A 22,735-nucleotide genomic window follows, 5' to 3' on the forward strand; every position below is an offset into this window, starting at 1 on the left:
TGCTTTTCCGCCTGACGCGTATGATTAAGCTCTTATTCATCTTATAAAAGAGAGTGGTGATGGCATCTCAACGGGTTCTGATGGTAGTGGATATGCAAAACGGCGTATTCGAGACGCCGCGTATCGATCGCGAACGCTGCGTGGCGCAAATCAATCGCCTGATTCACGCCGCCGATAGCGTTATTTTCATTCAGCACGCTGAAGCGGGCGGCCTGGAAGAGGGAAGCGAGGGGTTTGCGCTGCTGCCTGAACTGGCGCAACCCGCCGGGGCGCGCTACGTCACCAAAACGGCCTGTGATGCGTTTTATAAAACCGATCTTGAACAGGTGCTGCGCGAGAGCGGAACTCACGATTTTGTTATTTGCGGCTGCGCGACCGATTATTGCGTCGATACCACCATCAAAAACGGCGCCAGCCGCGGCTATGCCATCACCATCGCCGAAGATGCCCATACCACCGCTAACCGCGCCGCCGCTGAAGCCAAAACGCTGATCGCTCACTATAACGAGGTGTGGCGGACCTTCATCCTCCCTGGTAATCCTTTACGCGTGAAACCCGTAGAAACAATTCTTGCCGAATGGCAGACGAACTAAGTCGCTGATATCCGGTCTCATCATGGGTCCGCTTTACTTCGCCGCCGCGCGTTGCGGCGGGCGTACGTGTGGTACACAGCAAAAACAGAACGATAAGAAGTTAGCAGGAGAGTACGATGTTTAAAGCTTTTTTCCCCAAACCGGGGCCGTTTTTTATTTCTGCCTTTATCTGGTCGCTGCTGGCGGTGATCTTTTGGCAGGCGGGCGGCGGCGACTGGCTGCTGCGGATAACCGGCGCATCGCAGGATGTCGCCATCAGCGCGGCGCGGTTCTGGTCGCTCAACTATCTGGTGTTTTACGCGTATTACCTGTTCTGCGTCGGCGCCTTCGCGCTGTTCTGGTTTATCTATAGCCCGCATCGCTGGCAATACTGGTCGATTCTCGGCACCTCGTTGATTATTTTTGTCACCTGGTTTTTGGTGGAAGTTGGGGTGGCGATCAACGCCTGGTATGCGCCGTTCTATGATTTGATTCAGAGCGCGCTGGCCACGCCCCATAAGGTCAGCATCAATCAGTTCTACCACGAGATTGGTATTTTTCTCGGTATCGCGCTGATTGCGGTGGTGATTGGCGTGCTGAATAACTTCTTCGTCAGCCATTATGTGTTCCGCTGGCGTACCGCGATGAACGAACACTATATGGAGCACTGGCAGCATCTGCGCCATATCGAAGGTGCCGCTCAGCGTGTGCAGGAAGACACCATGCGCTTCGCCGCGACGCTTGAAGATATGGGCGTAAGCTTTATTAATGCGGTCATGACCCTGATCGCCTTCCTGCCGGTGCTAGTTTCGCTGTCGGCGCATGTGCCGGACCTGCCGATCGTTGGTCATTTACCGTATGGACTTGTGATCGCCGCTATCGTGTGGTCGCTGATGGGAACCGGGCTGCTGGCGGTGGTCGGGATCAAGCTGCCGGGCCTGCAATTTAAAAACCAGCGGGTAGAAGCCGCCTATCGTAAAGAGCTGGTGTATGGCGAGGACGACGCCAACCGCGCCACGCCGCCGACCGTGCGCGAGCTGTTCAGCGCGGTGCGCCACAACTACTTCCGTCTCTATTTCCACTATATGTATTTCAATATCGCCCGTATTCTTTACCTGCAGGTGGATAACGTTTTCGGCTTGTTCCTGCTGTTTCCGTCGATTGTCGCCGGTACGATTACGCTCGGCCTGATGACCCAGATCACCAACGTGTTCGGCCAGGTACGCGGCTCGTTCCAGTATCTGATTAGTTCGTGGACCACGCTGGTGGAACTGATGTCCATCTATAAACGTCTGCGCAGCTTTGAGCGCGAACTGGATAACAAAGGGCTGCAGGAAGTCTCTTCAACCGTTAATTAATGTATGCAAGGAAGGTTTATGGCGCAGGTTTCTCGCAGTGTTTCACTCTCTTTAACGCTGCTGGCCGGGTTGGTGCTGAGCGCCTGTACCAGCCAGCAGGCGCCTAAGTTGAAAGAAGGCGAGAAGCCGGTGGATGTCGCCGCCGTGGTGCGGCAAAAAATGCCCGCTAGCGTCAAAGACCGCGAGGCCTGGGCGCAGGCGATTGCCAAAACCTTTGACAGCCAGAAGCTGGCGCCGACGGAAGAAAACGTCTGTTCGGTGCTGGCGGTCGCCCAGCAGGAATCAAATTATCAGGCCGATCCGGCGGTGCCGGGGCTAAGCAAAATAGCCTGGCAGGAAATTGACCGCCGGGCGGAGAAAATGCATATCCCGGTATTTCTGGTGCATACCGCGCTGAAAATCACCTCGCCGAACGGTAAAAGTTACAGCGAGCGCCTCGATAACGTCAAAACGGAAAAACAGCTGAGCGCGATTTTTGATGACTTCATTGGCATGGTGCCGATGGGCCAGAAGCTGTTCGGCTCCCTCAATCCGGTGCATACCGGCGGGCCGATGCAGGTAAGCATCGCCTTTGCCCAGCAGCATACCGACGGTTACCCATGGAAAATGGACGGCACCGTGCGCCAGGAAGTCTTCAGCCTGCGCGGCGGGTTGTGGTTTGGCACTTATCACCTGCTGAACTACCCGGCCAACTACAGCGTGCCGCTGTACCGCTTTGCTGATTTCAATGCCGGTTGGTATGCCAGCCGTAACGCCGCCTTCCAGAATGCGGTGGTTAAAGCCACCGGCGTTAAGCTGGCGCTGGATGGCGATCTTATTCGCTATGACAGCGATGAACCCGGAACGACTGAGCTGGCGGTGCGCCGTTTAGCCGGGCAGTTGGGGATGAGCGATGGCGATATCCATCGTCAACTGAAGAAAGGGGATAGCCTGGCATTTGAAGAGAGCGATTTGTATAAGAAAATATTCAAAATCGCCGAGAAAAAGGCCGGGAAAACGCTTCCGCGCGAGATGTTGCCAGGGATCCAGCTTGAGAGCCCGAAAATCACCCGCAATCTTACTACCGCGTGGTTTGCTAAGCGGGTCGACGATCGCCGCGCCAGCTGTATGGCGCGTCGTTAACGGTTATGGTACCAGCGCAGGATAAGCCCCAGCGCGCCGACCAGCAGGCTACCAAACAGGAACGGAATTAAACCGAACAGGGTACCGACGCCGAGCCCAATCTCAATGCGCGGGCGGTTGGTATCCTGAATCTGAATGAGATGTTCGAATACGCCTGGCGCGTGTACCAGCATGCTCAACATTTGCGCGCCGGCCCAGATGCACAGCAGAACAAAAAGCGCGTAGGCAATGTTACCGCTGGTGATCGATACCTTCTTTTTGTTGCTCCCCATCAGCGTCTTTGAAAACGTAAATTCAGCCATATAAACCTCCGCAACACCTGTTCCGCTGGTTTTTCCCCCAGCTCTATAGACAGGAATTCTGGCAGCGCCGGTCGTTTCCCTGTATCAGATTGCTGGTAATTTCTGCCAGGAATAATCCTGTTTTGACAAAACTGTCGGCGAGCCCGCATTGCACAAAAGGGAGAGCGGCTTCGCATTGTGCGAACAATCTTGTTGGCGCGGCGGGCGGCTATGCGATGATGTTTTTTTTCCGCAGGAGTCGTTATGAAGCTGACCGACAAAATCCGCCGTGACTGGCACTACTACGCGTTTGCGCTGGGGTTAATTTTTATTCTCAATGGCGTGGTGGGGCTGTTGGGGTTTGACGCGCAGGGCTGGCAATCTTATGCCGTCGGTTTGGTGACGTGGGTAGTGAGCTTCTGGCTGGCGGGATTTGTTATTCGCCGCCGTCCGGCAGAAGAGGCGTAATATCCCCGGCAAGACGTGGTAGTTATTATTATCGGTTTGCGATCGTTTCGACCTGGAAAAACGGTTGTTCTGTGCTGTTTCCAGGCACATTGCGCTCCCGATAATTCTTCTGCGTTATGTCTCTCATGGCGCAGGGAGCGCACAGAGGGCGGCCAGTCGCCGCCGCCCTCTGTACTCCCGGGCTCTGGCCGCCAAAATCGCCACTTCGTGGTTCCTTCGACTTATCCCTTCAGGCTTCGGGTCGGGCCGAGGCAGCGTCCGTGCAAAACACGGCCCTCAGCCCGCATCCATGCGGGCTGCCCCGGCCTTCCGGGAACGTCTCAGCGATTTTGAGGCCACCAACACCGGCAGTTTCAGCAGCCACGGATAAAGAGGTAGCCCGGGTAAGGCGGTACGCCGCTACCCGGGAAAGAGGCTTAGTTCATTGAGGTTTTCAGCGCGCGGTCGGCAGCGTGGCGCTCCAGCGCCAGCTCGATCAGGCGGCTTATCAGGCTGGTGTAATCCAGACCGCTGGCCTGCCACAGCTTCGGATACATACTGATGTTGGTAAAGCCCGGCAGCGTGTTGATTTCGTTGATCACCACCTCGTTATCTTCCGTCAGGAAGACGTCAACGCGGGCCATTCCGCTGCAGCCGAGTGTTTGATAAGCGCGGACGGCGATATCGCGGATTTTGTCGTTGATCTCCGGGGCGATGGCTGCCGGAACCACCACCTGCGCGCCTTTATCATCAATATACTTGGTATCGTAGGCATAGAATTCGCTATTGAGTACGATCTCCCCGCAGGTGCTGGCCTCGGGATAATCATTGCCCAGCACGGCACATTCGATTTCACGGCCCTTAATCCCTTGTTCAACCACCACTTTATGGTCGAATTCAAAGGCTAACGCGATGGCCTGCAGATACTCTTCTTCGGTCTTCACTTTGCTGACGCCGACGGAAGAACCCTGGTTCGCGGGTTTCACGAACAGCGGTAGCCCCAGCTTCGCTTTGATATCGGCAAAGCTGAACTGCTGGCGGTTGGCGCGAGTCAGGGTGATGAACGGCGCAATCGACAGACCGGCATCGCGTAGCAGGCGTTTAGTGACGTCTTTGTCCATGCAGGCGGCGGAGCCCAGCACATCGGATCCGACGAACGGCAAATTCGCCATCCGCAGCATTCCCTGCAGCGAGCCATCTTCGCCAAGGGTGCCGTGAACAATCGGGAAGATGACGTCGATGGCCGCCAGCGGCTGGCCGCTATCGGCGTTGATCAACTGATGGGCATCGCGACCGGGAATTTGCGCCAGCGTCACGTCCGATGGGCGCAGCGCGATATGGGCGGGATCCTGCGGGTTCAGCAGATAGTTGCTGGCATCGTTGATATGCCAAAGCCCCTGTTTATCGATTCCCAGCAGCACAACATCAAAGCGCGTTTTATCAATTGCTTCGACGATATTTTTGGCTGACTGCAGCGACACTTCATGTTCTGCCGACTTACCGCCAAAAACGATCCCAACCCTCATTTTAGCCATTTCAACTTCCATCCTGATTACATCAAAACACATAACATAGCATGTGTTTTAGCGAGATGGCTGCCTGAATCTTTACCCTTTGCCGCAGAGGGTTAAATGCTGCGCATTCGCCGCTATGCGCCGGTGTGCGTCAGCACATCGCACTGACGAAAATGCGGTTATCTTCGATTATGTTTGTCTACTCCGCGGTCAGGGCGATAAAACACCAAACTCGCGGCATGCGCATCTCTGGTACTACGTGCGAAGACGGAAATTGCTAAGCTAGGTAATAATTAACGAAACACTAATGAATACGCGTAGTTATGGAATCCTGGAAGGTTAATCTCATTTCTGTCTGGTTCGGCTGTTTTTTCACCGGACTCGCCATCAGTCAAATTCTGCCCTTCTTACCGCTGTATGTCTCTCAGTTGGGCGTTACCTCACATGAAGCGCTGTCGATGTGGTCGGGCTTGACCTTTAGCGTCACCTTCCTGGTGTCGGCGATTGTCTCGCCGATGTGGGGGAGCCTGGCAGACCGCAAAGGGCGCAAACTGATGCTGCTGCGCGCCTCCCTTGGCATGGCGATAGCGATTTTGCTACAGGCTTTTGCGACCAACGTTTGGCAGCTTTTTATTTTGCGTGCGGTAATGGGGCTAACCTCAGGCTATATACCCAACGCCATGGCGCTGGTGGCCTCGCAGGTGCCGCGTGAACGCAGCGGTTGGGCGCTAAGTACGCTGTCGACGGCGCAGATAAGCGGTGTGATCGGCGGCCCGCTGCTTGGCGGTTTTCTTGCCGACCACGTCGGCCTGCGGGCGGTATTTTTCATTACCGCGATTTTACTGACGGTCAGCTTCCTCGTGACCTTGTTTCTGATTAAAGAGGGCGCCCGGCCGCAAATGAGCAAAGCTGAACGCCTGAGCGGTAAAGCGGTCTTTGCTTCATTGACCCATCCGGGGCTGGTGATTAGCCTGTTTTTCACCACCCTGGTTATCCAGTTGTGTAACGGCTCTATCGGGCCGATTCTGGCGTTATTTATCAAGTCGATGGCGCCGGATAGTAACAACATCGCTTTTCTTGCGGGGATGATTGCCGCCGTACCGGGGATTTCGGCGTTGATTTCCGCGCCTCGGCTGGGGAAACTCGGCGATCGCATCGGGACGTCGCGTATTCTGCTGGCGACGTTATGTTGCGCGGTGGTGATGTTCTTTGCGATGTCGTTCGTGACTTCGCCGCTGCAGCTCGGGGTATTGCGCTTCCTGCTGGGCTTTGCCGACGGCGCGATGTTACCGGCGGTCCAGACGCTGCTCTTGAAATACTGCAGCGATAACGTCACCGGGCGTATTTTCGGTTATAACCAGTCATTTATGTATCTGGGTAATGTCGCCGGGCCGCTCATTGGCGCTTCGGTCTCGGCAATGGCGGGTTTCCGCTGGGTGTTTATTGCCACTGCGTTGATTGTCCTGATTAATATCTGGCAACTGGCGATTATGTTACGCCGAAGCCGCCGCGCGGCCGTTTAAATAAAAATATTGGGCGCTCATAAGAGCGCCTTATATTAATCAGCTGATATAGCTATTAACCATTACCTTTAGTTATCCTTAAATAGTGCGACGCATATTCCATTTTATTATTTACTATTAAATTTGGTTATAGAATTATCTTTTAGCTATTAATTATAGGAGCTTTCCCTTTGTTGTCCGGCGGTAATAAAAACGTTTCGCTGAATATTATTGCAGGAATAACCCTATTATTTGAAAATAATTCTGGTATCGATATGCCGATGTATGACATAACTAGGCCATTATGGATGTTGCTTAAGGATAATGCGTAATGAAAAATCTCATTGCTGAGCTGTTGGTCAATCTGGCGCAAAAAGAAGAAGAGGCAAAAGAGCTGACGGTACAGGTTGAGGCGCTGGAAATTGTCGTCACCGCGTTGCTGCGCCATATGGCTGAGGATGCGCAGCAACGTTTGATTCAGGATATCGAAACCGCCATGGAGCAGGTCAAGCCCGGGCCGCTGGTGGACGACCGTGACACCCAGCTTCTGCAGCAATATATAAAAAAGCTGCTCCGGCATCCTCGTAACTAATCATGTGACCAGTAAGGATGCTGTCATTTTTCTGTCACACCACTTTTATAAAGTCTCCCTCGTTTTGTTTTTTAAGTATTTTTTACATGGAGACGACAAAGTGAAATTATCTGCCCTCTTTATTGCCCTGTTACCGCTGCTGGCTCCCCCGGTTATTCATGCACAAACAACTTCTTCGCCGGTGCTGGAAAATCGCGCGGCGCAGGGCGATATCACGACCCCAGGCGGGGCGCGCCGTTTAACGGGCGATCAGACCGAAGCGCTGCGCGCTTCGTTAATCAATAAGCCGGCGAAAAATATTATTTTGCTCATTGGCGATGGCATGGGTGATTCAGAAATTACCGCCGCACGAAATTATGCCGAAGGCGCCGGCGGTTTTTTTAAAGGTATTGATGCCCTGCCGCTGACGGGCCAATACACCCATTATTCTCTGGATAAAAAAACCGGCAAGCCGGATTACGTGACGGATTCCGCCGCTTCGGCAACCGCATGGACCACCGGCGTGAAAAGCTATAACGGCGCGCTGGGCGTTGATATCCACGAAAAAGATCACCAGACCATCCTTGAGCTGGCGAAAGCCGCGGGTCTTGCCACCGGCAATGTCTCGACGGCTGAACTGCAGGATGCGACGCCGGCGGCGCAGGTTGCCCATGTGACCTCGCGTAAATGCTATGGTCCCAGCGTGACCAGCGAAAAATGCGCCAGCAACGCGCTGGAAAAAGGCGGTAAGGGCTCTATCACCGAACAACTGCTGAATGCCCGTCCGGATGTCTCTTTAGGCGGCGGGGCGAAGACCTTTGCTGAAACGGCGACCGCGGGGGAGTGGCAGGGGAAAACCCTGCATGAGCAGGCGGTCGCTCGCGGCTATCAGATTGTGACCGACGCCGCTTCACTCGCCGCTATCAGCGAAGCAAATCAGGGTAAACCGCTGCTCGGTCTGTTCTCCGATGGCAATATGCCGGTGCGGTGGGAAGGCCCGAAAGCCTCTTATCACGGCAATATCGACAAACCGCCGGTAACCTGTACGCCAAACCCGAAACGCGATGCTTCCGTACCGACGCTGGCGCAGATGACCGAAAAAGCGATTGATCTCCTGAGCCGCAACGAGAAAGGTTTCTTCCTGCAGGTTGAGGGAGCGTCTATCGATAAACAGGACCATGCCGCAAACCCTTGCGGCCAGATTGGCGAAACCGTCGACCTCGATGAAGCGGTACAGAAAGCGCTGGAATTTGCCAAAAAAGAGGGCAATACCCTGGTTATCGTCACCGCCGATCACGCCCACTCCAGCCAGATTATCCCGGCAGACACCAAGGCTCCGGGCCTGACCCAGGCGCTGACCACTAAAGATGGCGCGGTAATGGTGATGAGCTATGGCAACTCTGAAGAAGAGTCAATGGAGCACACCGGTACCCAACTGCGCATTGCCGCATACGGACCGCATGCGGGCAACGTGGTGGGGCTCACCGATCAAACCGATCTGTTTTACACCATGAAAGACGCGCTGGGTCTGAAATAACCCGGCGCCGGTAATGAATTTGCGTTACCGGCTGGTTTTTTTGCTGATAGCGACCAGACTTACAGAGATCCACTAACAGAGGGATGGTGTGATGAAAATAACATTTCTGGTAACCCTACTTTTTGGTTTGGTCTTTGTTGCCGCGGTGAGTGCCGCAGATAAAACGTTAACGCCTCAGCAGCAGAAAATGAGCGTATGTAATACCGAAGCGGCGTCAAAGTCGCTGAAAGGTGATGAACGTAAAACCTTTATGAGCAATTGCCTGAAGAAAGATGCGCCAGCGGCCGGCAAGACGCTGACGCCTCAACAGCAGAAGATGAGCGCTTGTAGTAAAGAAGCGTCGTCGAAATCGCTGAAGGGTGACGATCGTAATAAGTTTATGAGTACCTGCCTGAAGAAATAAGATGACGGGTGGGGCGGCGCCTCACCCGTAGTCTCTTTAAGGCTTATCAGGAACGGCTCAGTTGCTCTGATTTTTCCATACATTTCGCCATCGCTTCGATAACGGCTGAACGGAAACCTTTCTCTTCCAGTACGCGAACCGCTTCAATGGTGGTGCCGCCCGGCGAGCAGACCATATCTTTCAGCGCGCCCGGATGTTCGCCGCTTTCCAGTACCATCTTCGCTGACCCCATGACCGCCTGCGCGGCGAATTTGTAGGCCTGCGCACGCGGCATACCGCCGAGAACGGCGGCATCGGCCATGGCTTCGATAAACATAAAGACGTAAGCCGGCGCGGAACCGCTGACGCCAACCACCGGGTGAATCATTGGTTCGGCGATGGTTTCCGCCTGGCCGAAGCAGCGGAAAATGGTTAACACCTCGGCGATCTCTTCCGCGCTGACCAGCGCGTTTGGCGTTACGGAGGTCATCCCGGCGTTCACCAGCGACGGCGTGTTCGGCATGGCGCGAATAATTTTGCGATCGTGGCCCAGCGCCCGCGCCAGCTGATCCAGCGTGACGCCTGCGGCTATCGAAACCACCAGCGAATCTTTGTTCAGACTGGATGCGATATCGCTTAATACCTTGGTCATGATCCCCGGCTTCACCGCGCCGAAGACGATATCGGCGACCTGAGCGACTTCCTGTGCGCTTTCCGCCGCATTAATACCGTATTGGTCATGCAGGGCGGCAACTTTGTCCGGCGATGGGGTATAGACCCAGATTTGCGCCGGTTGCACTTGTCCGCTGGCGATCAGGCCGCCGAGAATGGCTTTACCCATGTTGCCGCAGCCGATAAAGCCAATTTTCTTATCCATTACCTTTCCCCTCTGCATTTTTCGTTACGATCCCACTAGCTTATCATCCTGGCGCTTTTCTGGGGGAGAAAAGCAGGCGACAATGTCGCAACCTTTGCCAACGACAGGAGCCGAAATGGCGATTTGGGTAGATGCGGACGCGTGTCCGAATGTCATTAAAGAAATTTTGTTCCGCGCCGCCGAACGCACGCAGACGCCGTTGACGCTGGTCGCCAACCAGTCGCTGCGGGTTCCGCCGTCGCGCTACGTCCGCGCGCTGCGGGTGGCACAGGGTTTTGATGTTGCCGATAACGAGATTGTCCGTCTCTGTGAACCGGGCGATTTGGTGATCACCGCCGACATCCCGCTGGCGGCGGAAGTGCTGGCGAAAGGGGGGGCGGCGCTGAATCCGCGGGGCGAGCGCTACAGTGAAGCGACCATTCGCGAGCGCCTGACGATGCGTGATTTTATGGAGACGATGCGGGCCAGCGGCGTACAGACCGGCGGCCCGGATAGTTTATCGCAGCGCGATCGGCAGTTATTTGCCGCTGAGCTGGAAAAGTGGCTGCTTGCGGTTAAACGTCAGCAGGATTAAACCCAGCTGTCGTCATCGCTACCGAAATCATCGTCATTGCCGAAGCCGGCGTCGAAATCGGAGTCAAGGGTGTTGTTGTCCGCCAGGAAAGGATCGTCCTGCTGGCGGAACGGATCCTCGGCGGCGTTATTATCCAGCGCCGGGCTGACGTCTTGTTGCTGCTGCGGCTGCTGTTCATCGATGATGTTCACGATCTCCTGCGGGTGTGAACCACTGAACATATTGGTCAGCATATTGCCCAGCACCACGCCGCCTGCCACCCCGGCCGCGGTTTGTAGCGCGCCCGCCATAAAGCCGCCGCCGCTGCGCCCGGCCGCCTGCGGGGCATAGTTTTGCTGCGGCGCATACTGCGGTTGCGCGTTATTGGCCTGCGGGCGGCCATATTGCTCGGCCCCGGGAATCGGATCGGAGCCGCGGGACTGGCCGCCGCCGAACAGGCCCGACAGGAAGCCGCCGCTGCTCGGTTTTGCCGCCTGCAGCTGGCTAACCTGCGCCTCCAGCGCCTGAATGCGGTCGTTAAGCTGTTTGATAGCCGCTTCCTGAATCAGGATAGTTTGCGCCATATAGTACGGGGCCGCCGGCTGCTGGGTTACGTGCTGGGCAATCCGCTCCTCGGCGCTGGCGTCGCGCGATGCGCTGTGCGTCTCGGCCTCTTTTAAACGGGAAAACAGGCCATCAATAAGGCGTTGTTCTTCAGATTGCATGATACATTCCTCTGTCACACGGGTCATTTACCGTCAGAGTGCGACGGTCGGCCGGTGTTGTAAATATGTTGCAGCGTAAAGCTGTGCAGAAATGTGTTACCGTTTACGGCAAACGATGGATGAAAAATAATCCTTCGATTTTAAGTAAAGCTGGCATAACACTAAATGCAATGATAAGTTTACATGCGGAATCCATTCAAACTCTATGGTAACTAGGGTTCCCTAAAAAATGTAACGATTATTTTACGGTTATCGTGGCAGGCATTTGCAGGTATCATGGCGTACTTTTCGCCTTTATTTCTCCGCGACACGCGGAACCAGGGGGTCTTCGGTAATGACACAACCAATTTTTCTCATCGGGCCGCGAGGCTGCGGTAAAACGACGATCGGCCATGCCCTGGCGCGCGCGCTGCATTTCCAGTTTTCCGATACCGATCATCGTTTACAGGCTCATGAGAAACGCACGGTAGCGGAAATCGTGCAGAAAGAGGGCTGGGAGCGCTTTCGTGAACTGGAGACGCTGTCGCTGAAGGCCGTTACGCTGCCGGATACGGTGATTGCGACCGGCGGAGGGATTATTCTTGCTGAACGCAATCGTCTGTTTATGCGTGAAAACGGCATCGTGATCTATCTGCAGGCTTCTGTTAACGCCTTGATTGAGCGTCTGGAAGCATACCCACAGGCGGAACAGCGTCCAACGCTGACCGGTAAGCCTGTCCGTGAGGAAGTCGGCGAAGTGCTGGCGCAACGGGAAGCCCTGTACCGCGAAACCGCCCATCATACCGTAGACGCCACCGCGACGCCGGATGCGGTGGTTGAACAGATTATGACCATGCTGTGCGATGTGACGGTAAGTTAGGATTTTACCTGGGTCAGGGGGGAAAGCGGAGCCTATACTTAATTGTTCTGACAGCCGAAAAAGGAAGAACAATGCCAAACAGACCTCCTTATCCGAGACAAGCACGCGTTGTCGCCGTCGAAAAAGGCGCCGCGGGTCAGACGGTCACCTGGTATCAGCTGCGTGCGGATTACCCGACACCCGATTCGCTAATCAGCGAACATCCCTCCGAGCAGGAAGCGTTAGACGCCAAACGGCGTTACGAAGATCCCGAGAAAACCTAATCCCCCGGCCCGGTTTGCGTCATGAAGATGGCAATACCGGGCCCAGCTCACATTTTTAATTCATCAATGGTACTAATGAATACCTAACATACGGATTTTTCAGGAGCGACTCTGAAACTTCTGGAATCTTTACATTCCGCAGCGGCGCTGAGCTGCTACGCTTCTCGACGGTTGATTTTTACTCACCAGGGGGGCGGATGTCGTGTGTGAAAAGCCTGTGTTGAAGCAGTGGTAGTGAAAAGGTACATGATATGAGTGCAACGATGGCAATTTTGACCATTGGCGTAGCGCCGGTGGCGGAAGTTTTGCCGCTGTTAACCGAACATATCAGGGAAGAGCAGATCACCCATATTAGCCTGTTAGGTAAAATGACGCGTGAAGACGTTATGGAAGATTATGCCGTGGAATCCGGCGACCAGGGGCTGCTGACCTTACTCAATGACAACCAACTGGTGGAAGTCTCCCGCCAAAAGGTGGAGCGCGATCTGCGCTGCGTTATCGAGATGCTGGATCGGCAGGAATATGATGTCATTCTTCTTCTCAGTTCCGAGCAGTTGAGCGGCCTTGCGACGCACAACGCTATCCTTCTTGAGCCTGAACGGATTATTCCGCCGCTGGTGGCATCGATTGTCGATGGCCATCAGGTGGGCGTGATTGTACCCGTTGAAGAAGTCCTGCCCCTGCAGCGACAAAAGTGGCTCACTTTAGAAAATACGCCTTACTATGCGCTGGCGAATCCGATAGGCGGCAGCGATAGCGATTTGCTGGATGCAGGAAGAGGTTTAGTCGAACAGGGGGCGGATGTACTGGTGCTCGACTGTCTTGGTTATCATCAGCATCACCGCGACGTATTACAAAAGGCGCTGGATGTCCCGGTATTATTGTCAAATGTGCTGGTTTCGCGACTGGCGGCAGAACTATTAGTTTAACCCGACGTTATCGATTAATTTTACGTGACAGGGGCAAGGAGCGCCCCCTATATTGAAGCTTCAACCAACGATGATAAGGTCTTGTTTATGCTTCAAAGCAATGAGTATTTTTCAGGGAAAGTGAAATCTATCGGCTTCACCAGCAGCAGTACCGGCCGCGCCAGCGTTGGGGTGATGGCAGAGGGTGAATACGCCTTTGGCACCGCCCAGCCGGAAGAGATGACCGTGGTCAGCGGTGCGCTGAACGTGCTGTTGCCGGGTGAAACTGAATGGAAAGTTTACGCGGCAGGCGAAGTGTTTAACGTGCCGGGTAATAGCGAATTCCACCTGCAGGTGGCGGAACCGACTTCCTACCTGTGCCGTTATCTGTAATTTAAGCGCCTTCCTGCCGCGTCCACTTTCCGGGCCCGGCAGGAAGGTGGCGCGTTAGCGCTGGGCTTCGCCGCCCAGGCCTTCCACCAGATTTTGAATCAATGCCGCCAGCTCGCCGGTCATTAAAATAAAGTCGGCGTCAAAACGCTGCGCAAAATCTTCGCGGTCAATATCTTCATTCTGGTCACGTAATTCGTCGCAGAACTTCAGACGTTTAATCGATGCGTCGTCGCAGATCACAAACTGGATACGCTGCTGCCAGTCGAGCGCCAGTTTGGTGACCACTTTACCCGCTTCGATATGTACGGCGATCTCATCACTCACCAGATCCTGTTTCTTCGCGCGGATCACGCCACCATCTTCCAGCATCGCTTTCAATTCGGCTTCGTCAAGCAGCTGGAAGCCCTGAGCCACGCTACCGGAGCGCACCCATTCGGTCAGCGTCAGCTCGATCGGATTTTCCAGCGTCAGCGGCACCACCGGCAGCGAGCCCAGCGTTTTACGCAGCAGCGCCAGCGTATCTTCCGCTTTCTTCGCGCTGGCGCAGTCCACCATGATCAGGCCGTTGACGGTATCGATCCACATCATCGTTTGGCTGAAGCGGCTAAAGGCGCGCGGCAGCAGCGAGTGCAGAACTTCATCTTTCAGCGAATCTTTTTCCGTTTTCTTCAGCTTGCGGCCCTGATCGGCTTCGAGCTTGAGGATCTTCGCTTCCAGCGCCTGTTTGATCACCGGCGACGGCAGGATCTTTTCTTCTTTACGGGCGCAGATAACGATCTGGCCGTTTGCCGTATGCGTCAGCGCGTCGCTGTGCGATCCCATCGGCGATACCCAACCGGTTTTCGCCATATCCTGGCTGCCACAAGGGGTAAATGTCAGCTCGGCCAGCTGTTTTTCCATCTCTTCGGCGCGCAACTCGATATCGCGGCTCAGACGGTAAACCATTAAATTTTTGAACCACAGCATGATAATTTCCACGGCTTTGTCGTTAAATCAGGCGGGCATGATAGCGAATTGTCGCTATGCTTGCATTGTTAATCGGGGTGAGGAGCAGACTGTGCGTATTGGTATTGATTTAGGTGGAACAAAAACAGAAGTCATCGCCCTGAGTGAGCAGGGCCAGCAGTTATTTCGCCACCGCTTGCCAACCCCGCGGGAGGATTATCGCCAGACCATCGAGACCATTGCCTCGCTGGTGGAGATGGCCGAGCAGGCGACCGGGCAGCGCGGCACCGTCGGTATGGGCATCCCCGGCTCGATTTCGCCGTATAGCGGGGTGGTGAAAAACGCCAACTCGACCTGGCTGAACGGACAACCCTTCGATAAAGACCTCAGCCAGCGCCTCAATCGTGAGGTCCGGCTTGCCAACGATGCTAACTGCCTGGCGGTTTCGGAAGCAGTTGATGGCGCGGCCGCGGGGGCGCAAACCGTGTTTGCGGTCATTATCGGTACCGGCTGCGGCGCGGGGGTGGCGTTGAACGGGCGCGCGCATATCGGCGGCAATGGCACTGCCGGCGAATGGGGACACAACCCGCTGCCGTGGATGGATGAAGATGAGCTGATCTACCGCCAACAGGTCCCTTGTTACTGCGGCAAGCAGGGGTGTATTGAAACCTTTATTTCCGGCACCGGCTTCGCTACCGACTATCAGCGGCTGAGCGGAAAACCGTTAACCGGCAGCGAGATTATGCGCCTGGTGGGTGACGGTGACGAAAAGGCCGAACTGGCGCTTAGCCGCTACGAACAGCGGCTGGCGAAATCGCTGGCGCATGTGGTGAATATCCTCGACCCGGATGTCATTGTGTTAGGCGGCGGGATGAGCAATGTCGAACGCCTGTATCAAACGGTACCGGGGCTGGTGAAGCAGTGGGTATTCGGCGGAGAATGCGAGACGCCGATTCGCCAGGCGATGCACGGCGATTCCAGCGGCGTACGCGGCGCGGCATGGCTGTGGCCGCTATGATCTCATTCCCTCTCCCCAGTGGGAGAGGGGAAGACTTCACTCTACCGCAAACGTTTTCTCCAACCGACTGTATCCCAGACCGTTTATTTTTTTTACTTTAATCTGCACCGGGATACGCTCTTTCATCGCCTCGACGTGGCTAATCACGCCGATAACTTTGCCGCTGGCGTTAAGCGCGTCGAGCGCATCCAGCGCGGTATCCAGCGTTTCGCTATCCAGGGTGCCGAATCCTTCATCAAGGAATAGCGAATCAATCCGCGTCTTATGGCTCACCAGGTCAGATAGCGCCAGCGCCAGCGCGAGGCTCACAAGGAAGCTTTCGCCGCCGGAAAGCGTGCGGGTATCGCGCACCGCGTCGGCCTGCCAGGTATCCACCACTTCCAGCTCCAGCGCCTCGCTGGCTTTGCGTTGCAGCAAGTAGCGACCATGCAGGCGGTTGAGCTGCTGGTTAGCCAGCCACACCAGATTATCCAGCGTCAGCCCCTGGGCGAATTTACGGAACTTATCGCCTTCTTTTGAACCGATGAGCGCATTCAGCCAGGCCCAGTCTTCGACCTGCTGCGCGGCTTGTTCCATCTGCTGACGTAATGATTGCTGGCGCTGTTGGTTATCGCTGTTTTGCTTCAACTGCTGGCGGATCTCACCCTGACGGGCGCTGTTTTCCCGCAACTGGCGCGCCAGCTGCTCCAGCCTATTCTCTAGCTGCTCCAGCGGCTGGTTAATATCAATATCGCCGGGCGGCTGTTGCTGATGGCGTTCAAGCGACGTCTGCGCCCGCAGGGCCAGCGTTTGATTGTGCTGAACTTCTTTTTCCAGCGTCTGCTTGAGTTGTTCCAGCCGCTGGCGGGTTGCCTCGTCAAGCAGAGCGGCAAGAAATGCAGCCCGATCGACAAACGGGCTGGCGGCCAGCGCGGCGGTAAACTGCTTTTCGCTTTCCTTCACCAGCGCCTGCTGCTGGCTTTCCTGCTGGCTCAGCGTTTGCCACTGACTCTGTAGCGCCAGGCAATCATCGTGCACCTGCCGCCAGCCCTCCAGTGGCACGGGATCCGCGGTTTCCGTTGACTCAGGCAGGGTTTCCAGCAGCGGCGTTAACTGCTGGCGCTGTTCCTGCAGGGCGGCGGCTTCATTTTGTTTCGCCTGCCAGCCGCGGGTTTCGGCTTCACGCTGGGCCAGCCAGCCGTCAGCCTCCGCGGCAGGCGGCAGTTCCAGCGAATACACAGCAAGCTCTGCATGCAGCGCGCTACGGCGTTGTTCGAGATCCTGCTGTAACTGCTGCAGCTGCTGCTGGCTCTCCTGCTGTTGCGCCTGCCAGGCCAGACGTTGTTGATGCTGATACAGCTGCTGTTCATGCTGCTGTTGGCTATCAAGCCAACCGGCAATATCATCCTGCGGCGTCAGCGTAATCGCCAATTCCGCGAGGGTGTCTTGCCATTGAGAGGTGAGCGCTTGCTCCTGCTGCAGAAGCGATGTTTTCTCGTCAGCGTCTTTTTGCTGTTGTTTAAGCTGCGCTTCAAGCTGGCCGCGCAGCTGCGCGCCTTCTTCCGCCAGCTGCCGCACTTCACGCTCCAGCGCGTCGCGGCGAGTTTGGTTGATGCCGGGCACCAGCGCCTGGTATTCCGCGACCGCCGGATGATGCTCGGAACCGCACAGTGGACAAGGCGCGCCTGGCTGCAGGCGGGCGCGCTCGGCTTCCAGCCCGGCGATACGCGCTTCCAGTTCGCAGATGGCTTTTACATCGCTGAATTGTTGGTTTTTTTCCTTCCAAGCCTGACGCCGCTGTTGTAGCGCGGCTTCAAGCTTCTCTTTTTCCTGCTGTGATGCGTTTTCCGCGCTCTGCAGCTGCTGCAAACGCAGGTACAGCGGTTGCAGCTGGCGATGGAGGGTTGAGAGCCGTTGGCGCAGCGGGCGGGCGGCGGCATGCTGTGCCAGCTCGCGGCTGACCTGCTGCGCATCGAGGGTTAGCGCGGTGGCCGGCAATTCTCCGAGCTTGCGGCTGGCATCCTGCAGGCGCTGTTGTAGCGTCAACTGTTGCTGAGCGTCGCGGTTAAGCTGCTGGAAGGTGGCTTTCCAGCCCGCCAGCGCCGTGCTCCACTGCTGGAATCGCTCGTGCGCTTTAAGCCACTCATTCAACGATTGCTGGCTGGTTTCAAGTTGAGCCAGCCGTTGTTGGGCAGCCTGGCGGATCCCGGCGCGACGGCGCAGGCTATCCTGTAAGCGAGTATTTACTTCCTCAACCTGACGGCGGGTTTGCGCCAGCGCGGTACTGTGTTCCTGCAGCCGCGACCATATTGGGCGCAGTTGCTCTGCCGGCTGCGCGGCTTGTAGCGCAGCCAGCTGCGGTGCGGCGGCTTCCTGCGCCAGTAACGCCTGCTGTAAAGCGGCCTGCGCCTGGGTGGCTTCCGCGTTTAGCTCCTGACGGCGGCGCAGCCACTGTAGGCCATTTTGCTGACGGGTTTGTTCGGCAAGCTGCTGCTGTTCTTCAGCAGTAAGTACTTGCAAACTTTGTTGTAGCGCCTGCTCTTGCTCATCATTTAACAGTACGACGCCGGAGGCCTGCGCCTGCAGCTTCTCCAGCTCAATGCGGGCGAGTTTATGTTTTTCAAAGACCTGCGCGGAAATTTGCCCGTAAATTTCAGTCCCGGTCAGCTCTTCCAGCAGCTCGGCGCGCTCTTTCGGTTTGGCATTGAGGAAAGCGGCGAATTGCCCCTGCGAAAGCAGCATTGAACGGGTAAAGCGCCCATAGTCGAGGCCGGTGATCGATGCCGTCAGCTCCAGTTTGTCTTTGACCTTGTCGGCAAGAATTTTACCGTCGTCGCAGCGCGCCAGCTCAACGCGCGGCGCCTGCAGATTGCCATCCGGCTGGTTGCGGGCGCGGTTCTGACTCCAGAAGGCGCGATAGGCGGTGCCCCGTACCTCAAATTCAACTTCCGCCAGGCACTCGGCGGTGTCGCGGGTCATCAGATCGTTTTGCGATTGCGATACGCTGCTCAGGCGCGGCGTTTCGTGGTACAGCGCGAGACAGATGGCATCTAACAGGGTGGTTTTCCCGGCGCCGGTCGGCCCGGTAATCGCGAATAACCCATTGCTGGCGAATGGTTCAGCGGTAAAGTCGATTTTCCATTCGCCTTTCAGCGAGTTAAGGTTTTTCAGGCGTAGGCTCAGGATTTTCACAGGTGTTCCTCACCGTTCAGGCTATGCAGCGTTTCCGTAAACAGTTGCTCCAGCCGCTGTTGCTGCGGAGCATCAAGGGTTTCCAGCGCCAGGCGGCGGGCAAACACCTCTTCAACCTGCAGTTCGCTCAGCGTTTCTCGCTGAACGCCGGCCAGAATGCGTTCACGCTGGGCGCGACTGCGGCGCACCAGCAGCACTTCCACCGGCAGCGATTCGGTCTGCTGCTGAATTTTTCTTTGGATATCGTGCAGGTATTCATCACTGGTGATTTCGATATCCAGCCAGACCGGCGGCTGCTGCGCGCTATCCTGCCACTGCTGAAGCTGTTCGCTGATGCTGGCGAAATCACCTTTCAGTACCGCCAGCGGCTGGGTGATCGGCACCGGCAGCGGCGTCACCTCGCTGAGCTTGCCTTCGCTGAACGAGACCAGATTAACGCTTTTGCTTTTTCCGGTTTCATCAAAGCTCAGCGGCAGCGGCGAACCGCTGTAACGAATATGCTCGCAGCCGCCAACCACCTGGGCGCGATGAATATGGCCGAGCGCGATGTAATCGGCTGGCGGGAAGCGGTTGGCCGGGAAGGCGTCGAGGGTGCCGATATAGATTTCACGGACCGCGTCGCTTTTGCTGGCGCCGACGGTGGTCAGGTGGCCGCTGGCAATGATCGGTAATACGCGTTCGCCGCGCAGATCGCAGGCCTGCTGATATTGCTGCTGATAATAGTCGCTGATGGCGGTAAGTAACTGCTGCTGTTTTTCACCGCTGGAGTGGCCAGCCTGGCTGACCACCAGTTCGCGCGGGCGCAAAAACGGCACCGGGCAGAAGACCGCGCCGGGCGTGCCGTCGCGCCGCGGTAAGATAAAGGGCGCGTGGCCGGCGTTAGCGACCACGGTGGTTTTCAGAAAGGCGAGAATTTCGCGCGACTCGTTTAACGTCGCCACCGAATCGTGATTGCCCGCCAGCACCACCAACTGGCAGCCGGTTTGCTGCAGCTGAACGACAAAACGGTTATACAGTTCGCGGGCGTAGCTCGGCGGAGAGCCGGTATCAAAAATATCGCCAGCGACGATAATGGCATCCACCTCGTGTTCCTGCGCGCGCGCCAGCAGCCAGTCGAGAAAGGCGGCGTGTTCGTCCGCGCGGCTTTTGCTGTAGAAGTTCTGGCCGAGGTGCCAGTCGGAGGTATGAAGGATGCGCATAAAAATTCCGTTGCGATAAAAGCCAGGCGGCCATTATAACGTCGATCCCGCCGCCCGTATTCCTTTTGCCATATTACGGTGAGACTGGATGCGTTAAGTGCGTGTCATCATTAAAAATCCGCATTCATCAGACGGTCATTTTTTCATAAATCTGTCACAAATCTGACGCATAATGGCCGCGCACTTCTATACTGATGGCTAAAAAACACAGGGTAAATAATGGCGAGAAGAATTCTGGTCGTTGAAGATGAAGCTCCAATCCGCGAAATGGTCTGCTTTGTTCTGGAGCAAAACGGCTTTCAGCCCGTCGAGGCGGAAGATTTTGACAGTGCGGTGAATCAACTCAATGAACCCTGGCCCGATTTGATTCTCCTCGACTGGATGTTGCCGGGCGGATCGGGGCTACAGTTTATTAAACAGCTTAAGCGCGAAGCGATGACCCGCGATATTCCGGTGGTGATGCTGACGGCGCGCGGCGAAGAAGAAGATCGCGTTCGCGGTCTGGAAACCGGCGCGGATGATTATATTACCAAACCGTTTTCGCCGAAGGAGCTGGTGGCGCGAATTAAGGCGGTGATGCGCCGTATTTCGCCAATGGCGGTTGAAGAGGTGATTGAGATGCAGGGGCTGAGCCTGGATCCTTCCTCGCATCGCGTCATGACCGGTGAAAATCCGCTGGATATGGGGCCGACCGAGTTTAAATTATTACACTTCTTTATGACCCACCCGGAACGCGTATACAGCCGTGAACAGCTGCTGAATCACGTTTGGGGAACCAACGTTTACGTTGAAGACCGGACGGTGGATGTGCATATTCGCCGCCTGCGCAAAGCGCTGGAACATAGCGGCCATGACCGAATGGTACAGACGGTTCGCGGCACGGGATATCGTTTCTCCGCCCGTTTCTGAATTTTGACAGGAGTGTGACCCGTGCTGGAACGGCTGTCATGGAAAAGGCTGGCGCTTGAGCTTTTCTTATGTTGTATCCCGGCCCTGATCCTCGGGGCGTTTTTCGGTCATCTGCCGTGGTTTTTACTGGCGGCGGTGACCGGGTTGCTTATTTGGCATTTCTGGAATTTGTTACGTCTGTCATGGTGGCTGTGGGTCGACCGCAGTATGACGCCGCCGCCGGGAAGCGGCAGTTGGGAACCGCTGCTGTATGGTCTGCATCAAATGCAGATGCGTAATAAAAAACGTCGCCGCGAGCTGGGAAGCCTTATCAAGCGCTTTCGCAGCGGGGCGGAATCCTTACCCGATGCGGTGGTGCTGACCACCGAAGAGGGCGCCATCTTCTGGTGTAATGGCCTGGCGCAACAAATCCTTAATCTACGCTGGCCGGACGATAGCGGGCAGAATATCCTCAACCTGCTGCGCTACCCAGAGTTTGCTAACTATCTGAAAAACCGTGATTTCACCAAGCCCCTTAATCTGGTGCTCAATAACGCCCGTCATCTGGAAATTCGCGTGATGCCTTATAGCGATAAACAGTGGTTGATGGTGGCGCGCGATGTCACGCAAATGCACCAGTTGGAAGGCGCGCGGCGTAACTTTTTCGCCAACGTCAGCCACGAGCTGCGCACGCCGCTCACCGTACTGCAGGGTTATCTCGAGATGATGCAGGAGCAGGTGCTGGAAGGGCCGACGCGGGAAAAAGCCCTGCATACCATGCGTGAGCAAACGCAGCGGATGGAAGGGTTGGTGAAGCAGTTGCTGACGCTCTCGCGTATTGAAGCCGCGCCGGTGCTGGCGATGAACGATAAAATCGACGTCCCGATGATGCTGCGGGTGGTTGAGCGCGAGGCGCAAACGCTAAGCCAGGGTAAGCATCAGTTGCACTTTAGCGTCGACGAAACGCTCCAGGTGATGGGTAACGAAGAGCAGTTGCGCAGCGCGATTTCTAATCTGGTGTACAACGCCGTTAACCATACGCCAGCGGGAACTGAGATTCACGTCAGCTGGCAGCGGGCGCCACACGGCGCGCTGTTTAGCGTTGAGGACAACGGCCCTGGTATCGCGCCTGAACATTTACCCCGGCTGACCGAGCGGTTCTACCGTGTCGACAAGGCGCGTTCCCGGCAAACCGGCGGCAGCGGTTTAGGGTTGGCTATTGTGAAACATGCGGTTAGCCATCATGAAAGCCGGCTGGAAATCGAAAGTACGGTCGGGAAGGGAACGCGCTTTAGCTTCCTGCTGCCGGAACGTTTAATTGCCAAAAATGGCGCCTGAGGCGGCGTCTGTCAGCTTTCCTTGCCAATGACCAGCTTCGGCTGGTCATTTTCATTTGCAGTCAACTTTTCGTTGCGTATTAAACGAACGCCTGGTTATTTATTGTTCGCATGATTAGCCACGCGTTTTGCGTCGTTATGGTCAATTAATCCAGGTTCAAAATCATAGTTAGCATAATCATCTGGTTTTACGATCCCACCTTGCTTTAAAACGTTATAAGCGTTTAAATTGCCCCCTATGCAGTCCCGGTAAGACTGCTTTTGCGTGGTAATTCAAAAAACAATTCTTTTCCACGCCGCTTCGAGAGCATAT

The 22,735-nt window shown here is 55.8% G+C and carries 23 protein-coding genes; 16 read left to right on the forward strand and 7 right to left on the reverse strand.

The features are described from left to right. The first annotated feature begins 80 nt into the window (after positions 1-80). The 3 genes from ABLV17_RS05145 to ABLV17_RS05155 all read left to right on the forward strand — a co-directional run bounded on the left by ABLV17_RS05145 (position 81) and on the right by ABLV17_RS05155 (position 3,052). Entirely contained in the window at positions 81-593 is a 513-nt protein-coding gene (locus ABLV17_RS05145; RefSeq protein ID WP_183269041.1) for an isochorismatase family protein, read from the forward strand. 116 nt (positions 594-709) lie between these two features. Then, entirely contained in the window at positions 710-1,930 is a 1,221-nt protein-coding gene (gene sbmA, locus ABLV17_RS05150) for a peptide antibiotic transporter SbmA (RefSeq protein WP_046884025.1), read from the forward strand. Positions 1,931-1,948: 18 nt separating this feature from the next. Further along, positions 1,949-3,052: a DUF1615 domain-containing protein gene (locus tag ABLV17_RS05155; RefSeq protein ID WP_271031988.1), complete on the forward strand. Its 1,104-nt coding sequence runs from the start codon at positions 1,949-1,951 to the stop codon at positions 3,050-3,052. Here ABLV17_RS05155 and ABLV17_RS05160 read toward each other — a convergent pair. Continuing rightward, entirely contained in the window at positions 3,049-3,354 is a 306-nt protein-coding gene (locus ABLV17_RS05160; RefSeq protein ID WP_015704540.1) for a DUF2755 family protein, read from the reverse strand. The two genes, ABLV17_RS05155 and ABLV17_RS05160, sit on opposite strands and share 4 nt — an antisense overlap. A gap of 243 nt (positions 3,355-3,597) precedes the next feature. Here ABLV17_RS05160 and ABLV17_RS05165 point away from each other — a divergent pair, with 243 nt between their 5' ends. Beyond that, positions 3,598-3,801 (forward strand): DUF2754 family protein, encoded by a 204-nt coding sequence (locus ABLV17_RS05165; protein ID WP_045390980.1) that lies wholly within the window; start codon positions 3,598-3,600, stop codon positions 3,799-3,801. Positions 3,802-4,217: 416 nt separating this feature from the next. On the opposite strand, the gene ddlA is transcribed toward ABLV17_RS05165, so the two are convergent. Next, on the reverse strand, positions 4,218-5,315 hold the full coding sequence (ddlA, locus tag ABLV17_RS05170) for a D-alanine--D-alanine ligase (protein ID WP_213317083.1): 1,098 nt from the start codon (positions 5,313-5,315) through the stop codon (positions 4,218-4,220). A gap of 302 nt (positions 5,316-5,617) precedes the next feature. On the opposite strand from ddlA, the gene ABLV17_RS05175 reads away from it, so the two are divergent. From ABLV17_RS05175 to ABLV17_RS05190, 4 genes are all read left to right on the forward strand, one after another. Further along, positions 5,618-6,817, forward strand: a complete 1,200-nt coding sequence (locus ABLV17_RS05175; protein WP_020079514.1) for a multidrug efflux MFS transporter — start codon at positions 5,618-5,620, stop codon at positions 6,815-6,817. A 310-nt stretch (positions 6,818-7,127) separates the two neighbouring features. Next, positions 7,128-7,388, forward strand: a complete 261-nt coding sequence (iraP, locus tag ABLV17_RS05180; protein ID WP_015368026.1) for an anti-adapter protein IraP — start codon at positions 7,128-7,130, stop codon at positions 7,386-7,388. Between the two features lie 100 nt (positions 7,389-7,488). Then, the gene (phoA, locus tag ABLV17_RS05185) at positions 7,489-8,904 is read left to right on the forward strand and encodes an alkaline phosphatase (RefSeq protein WP_015368025.1); all 1,416 of its coding nucleotides are present in this window, start codon (positions 7,489-7,491) and stop codon (positions 8,902-8,904) included. 91 nt (positions 8,905-8,995) lie between these two features. Then, positions 8,996-9,307: a PsiF family protein gene (locus ABLV17_RS05190; protein WP_045390969.1), complete on the forward strand. Its 312-nt coding sequence runs from the start codon at positions 8,996-8,998 to the stop codon at positions 9,305-9,307. Between the two features lie 46 nt (positions 9,308-9,353). On the opposite strand, the gene proC is transcribed toward ABLV17_RS05190, so the two are convergent. Continuing rightward, positions 9,354-10,163, reverse strand: a complete 810-nt coding sequence (gene proC, locus ABLV17_RS05195) for a pyrroline-5-carboxylate reductase (protein ID WP_015368023.1) — start codon at positions 10,161-10,163, stop codon at positions 9,354-9,356. A 115-nt stretch (positions 10,164-10,278) separates the two neighbouring features. Between proC and ABLV17_RS05200 the strand changes: the two genes are divergently transcribed. Then, positions 10,279-10,737, forward strand: a complete 459-nt coding sequence (locus ABLV17_RS05200; RefSeq protein WP_015368022.1) for a YaiI/YqxD family protein — start codon at positions 10,279-10,281, stop codon at positions 10,735-10,737. On the opposite strand, the gene ABLV17_RS05205 is transcribed toward ABLV17_RS05200, so the two are convergent. Next, positions 10,734-11,441 (reverse strand): DUF2076 domain-containing protein, encoded by a 708-nt coding sequence (locus ABLV17_RS05205; RefSeq protein WP_047078667.1) that lies wholly within the window; start codon positions 11,439-11,441, stop codon positions 10,734-10,736. The two genes, ABLV17_RS05200 and ABLV17_RS05205, sit on opposite strands and share 4 nt — an antisense overlap. A gap of 334 nt (positions 11,442-11,775) precedes the next feature. Between ABLV17_RS05205 and aroL the strand changes: the two genes are divergently transcribed. The 4 genes from aroL to ppnP all read left to right on the forward strand — a co-directional run bounded on the left by aroL (position 11,776) and on the right by ppnP (position 13,864). After that, positions 11,776-12,300 carry a shikimate kinase AroL gene (gene aroL / locus ABLV17_RS05210; protein WP_032707531.1) on the forward strand — a complete coding sequence of 175 codons (525 nt, stop codon included), beginning with the start codon at positions 11,776-11,778 and terminating at the stop codon, positions 12,298-12,300. 71 nt (positions 12,301-12,371) lie between these two features. Beyond that, positions 12,372-12,563 (forward strand): YaiA family protein, encoded by a 192-nt coding sequence (locus tag ABLV17_RS05215; protein WP_015368019.1) that lies wholly within the window; start codon positions 12,372-12,374, stop codon positions 12,561-12,563. 251 nt (positions 12,564-12,814) lie between these two features. Beyond that, entirely contained in the window at positions 12,815-13,492 is a 678-nt protein-coding gene (locus ABLV17_RS05220) for an AroM family protein (RefSeq protein WP_308958597.1), read from the forward strand. A gap of 87 nt (positions 13,493-13,579) precedes the next feature. Continuing rightward, positions 13,580-13,864: a pyrimidine/purine nucleoside phosphorylase gene (gene ppnP / locus ABLV17_RS05225; RefSeq protein ID WP_015368017.1), complete on the forward strand. Its 285-nt coding sequence runs from the start codon at positions 13,580-13,582 to the stop codon at positions 13,862-13,864. A gap of 54 nt (positions 13,865-13,918) precedes the next feature. Here the strand turns inward: ppnP and rdgC are convergent, their stop codons facing one another. Next, entirely contained in the window at positions 13,919-14,830 is a 912-nt protein-coding gene (gene rdgC / locus ABLV17_RS05230; RefSeq protein WP_047050739.1) for a recombination-associated protein RdgC, read from the reverse strand. 91 nt (positions 14,831-14,921) lie between these two features. Between rdgC and mak the strand changes: the two genes are divergently transcribed. Beyond that, positions 14,922-15,827 (forward strand): fructokinase, encoded by a 906-nt coding sequence (gene mak / locus ABLV17_RS05235; protein WP_087860416.1) that lies wholly within the window; start codon positions 14,922-14,924, stop codon positions 15,825-15,827. A gap of 36 nt (positions 15,828-15,863) precedes the next feature. Here mak and sbcC read toward each other — a convergent pair whose 3' ends face one another. Continuing rightward, the gene (gene sbcC / locus ABLV17_RS05240; protein ID WP_308958598.1) at positions 15,864-18,998 is read right to left on the reverse strand and encodes an exonuclease subunit SbcC; all 3,135 of its coding nucleotides are present in this window, start codon (positions 18,996-18,998) and stop codon (positions 15,864-15,866) included. Next, positions 18,995-20,197, reverse strand: a complete 1,203-nt coding sequence (sbcD, locus tag ABLV17_RS05245) for an exonuclease subunit SbcD (protein ID WP_113373725.1) — start codon at positions 20,195-20,197, stop codon at positions 18,995-18,997. Before sbcD ends, sbcC begins: the two co-directional genes overlap by 4 nt. 219 nt (positions 20,198-20,416) lie before the next feature. Between sbcD and phoB the strand changes: the two genes are divergently transcribed. Together phoB and phoR are read left to right on the forward strand one after the other, a co-directional pair. After that, positions 20,417-21,106 (forward strand): phosphate response regulator transcription factor PhoB, encoded by a 690-nt coding sequence (gene phoB / locus ABLV17_RS05250; RefSeq protein ID WP_004099401.1) that lies wholly within the window; start codon positions 20,417-20,419, stop codon positions 21,104-21,106. A 21-nt stretch (positions 21,107-21,127) separates the two neighbouring features. Continuing rightward, positions 21,128-22,423: a phosphate regulon sensor histidine kinase PhoR gene (gene phoR, locus ABLV17_RS05255; protein WP_047076830.1), complete on the forward strand. Its 1,296-nt coding sequence runs from the start codon at positions 21,128-21,130 to the stop codon at positions 22,421-22,423. The last annotated feature ends 312 nt before the right edge of the window (positions 22,424-22,735 follow it).

Source organism: Klebsiella sp. CN_Kp091 (assembly GCF_040065095.1).
Taxonomy (GTDB): Bacteria; Pseudomonadota; Gammaproteobacteria; order Enterobacterales; family Enterobacteriaceae; genus Klebsiella; species Klebsiella aerogenes.

Coding starts and splice junctions, on each gene's coding strand:
- ABLV17_RS05160 (WP_015704540.1), bottom strand. CDS start 3,354: ATGGCTGAATTTACGTTTTCAAAGACGCTGATGGGGAGCAACAAAAAG.
- aroL (WP_032707531.1), top strand. CDS start 11,776: ATGACACAACCAATTTTTCTCATCGGGCCGCGAGGCTGCGGTAAAACG.
- ABLV17_RS05220 (WP_308958597.1), top strand. CDS start 12,815: ATGAGTGCAACGATGGCAATTTTGACCATTGGCGTAGCGCCGGTGGCG.
- ABLV17_RS05215 (WP_015368019.1), top strand. CDS start 12,372: ATGCCAAACAGACCTCCTTATCCGAGACAAGCACGCGTTGTCGCCGTC.
- sbcD (WP_113373725.1), bottom strand. CDS start 20,197: ATGCGCATCCTTCATACCTCCGACTGGCACCTCGGCCAGAACTTCTAC.
- ABLV17_RS05165 (WP_045390980.1), top strand. CDS start 3,598: ATGAAGCTGACCGACAAAATCCGCCGTGACTGGCACTACTACGCGTTT.
- ABLV17_RS05155 (WP_271031988.1), top strand. CDS start 1,949: ATGGCGCAGGTTTCTCGCAGTGTTTCACTCTCTTTAACGCTGCTGGCC.
- phoB (WP_004099401.1), top strand. CDS start 20,417: ATGGCGAGAAGAATTCTGGTCGTTGAAGATGAAGCTCCAATCCGCGAA.
- ABLV17_RS05190 (WP_045390969.1), top strand. CDS start 8,996: ATGAAAATAACATTTCTGGTAACCCTACTTTTTGGTTTGGTCTTTGTT.
- ppnP (WP_015368017.1), top strand. CDS start 13,580: ATGCTTCAAAGCAATGAGTATTTTTCAGGGAAAGTGAAATCTATCGGC.
- proC (WP_015368023.1), bottom strand. CDS start 10,163: ATGGATAAGAAAATTGGCTTTATCGGCTGCGGCAACATGGGTAAAGCC.
- rdgC (WP_047050739.1), bottom strand. CDS start 14,830: ATGCTGTGGTTCAAAAATTTAATGGTTTACCGTCTGAGCCGCGATATC.
- iraP (WP_015368026.1), top strand. CDS start 7,128: ATGAAAAATCTCATTGCTGAGCTGTTGGTCAATCTGGCGCAAAAAGAA.
- ABLV17_RS05205 (WP_047078667.1), bottom strand. CDS start 11,441: ATGCAATCTGAAGAACAACGCCTTATTGATGGCCTGTTTTCCCGTTTA.
- sbmA (WP_046884025.1), top strand. CDS start 710: ATGTTTAAAGCTTTTTTCCCCAAACCGGGGCCGTTTTTTATTTCTGCC.
- ABLV17_RS05175 (WP_020079514.1), top strand. CDS start 5,618: ATGGAATCCTGGAAGGTTAATCTCATTTCTGTCTGGTTCGGCTGTTTT.
- ABLV17_RS05200 (WP_015368022.1), top strand. CDS start 10,279: ATGGCGATTTGGGTAGATGCGGACGCGTGTCCGAATGTCATTAAAGAA.
- ddlA (WP_213317083.1), bottom strand. CDS start 5,315: ATGGCTAAAATGAGGGTTGGGATCGTTTTTGGCGGTAAGTCGGCAGAA.
- ABLV17_RS05145 (WP_183269041.1), top strand. CDS start 81: ATGGTAGTGGATATGCAAAACGGCGTATTCGAGACGCCGCGTATCGAT.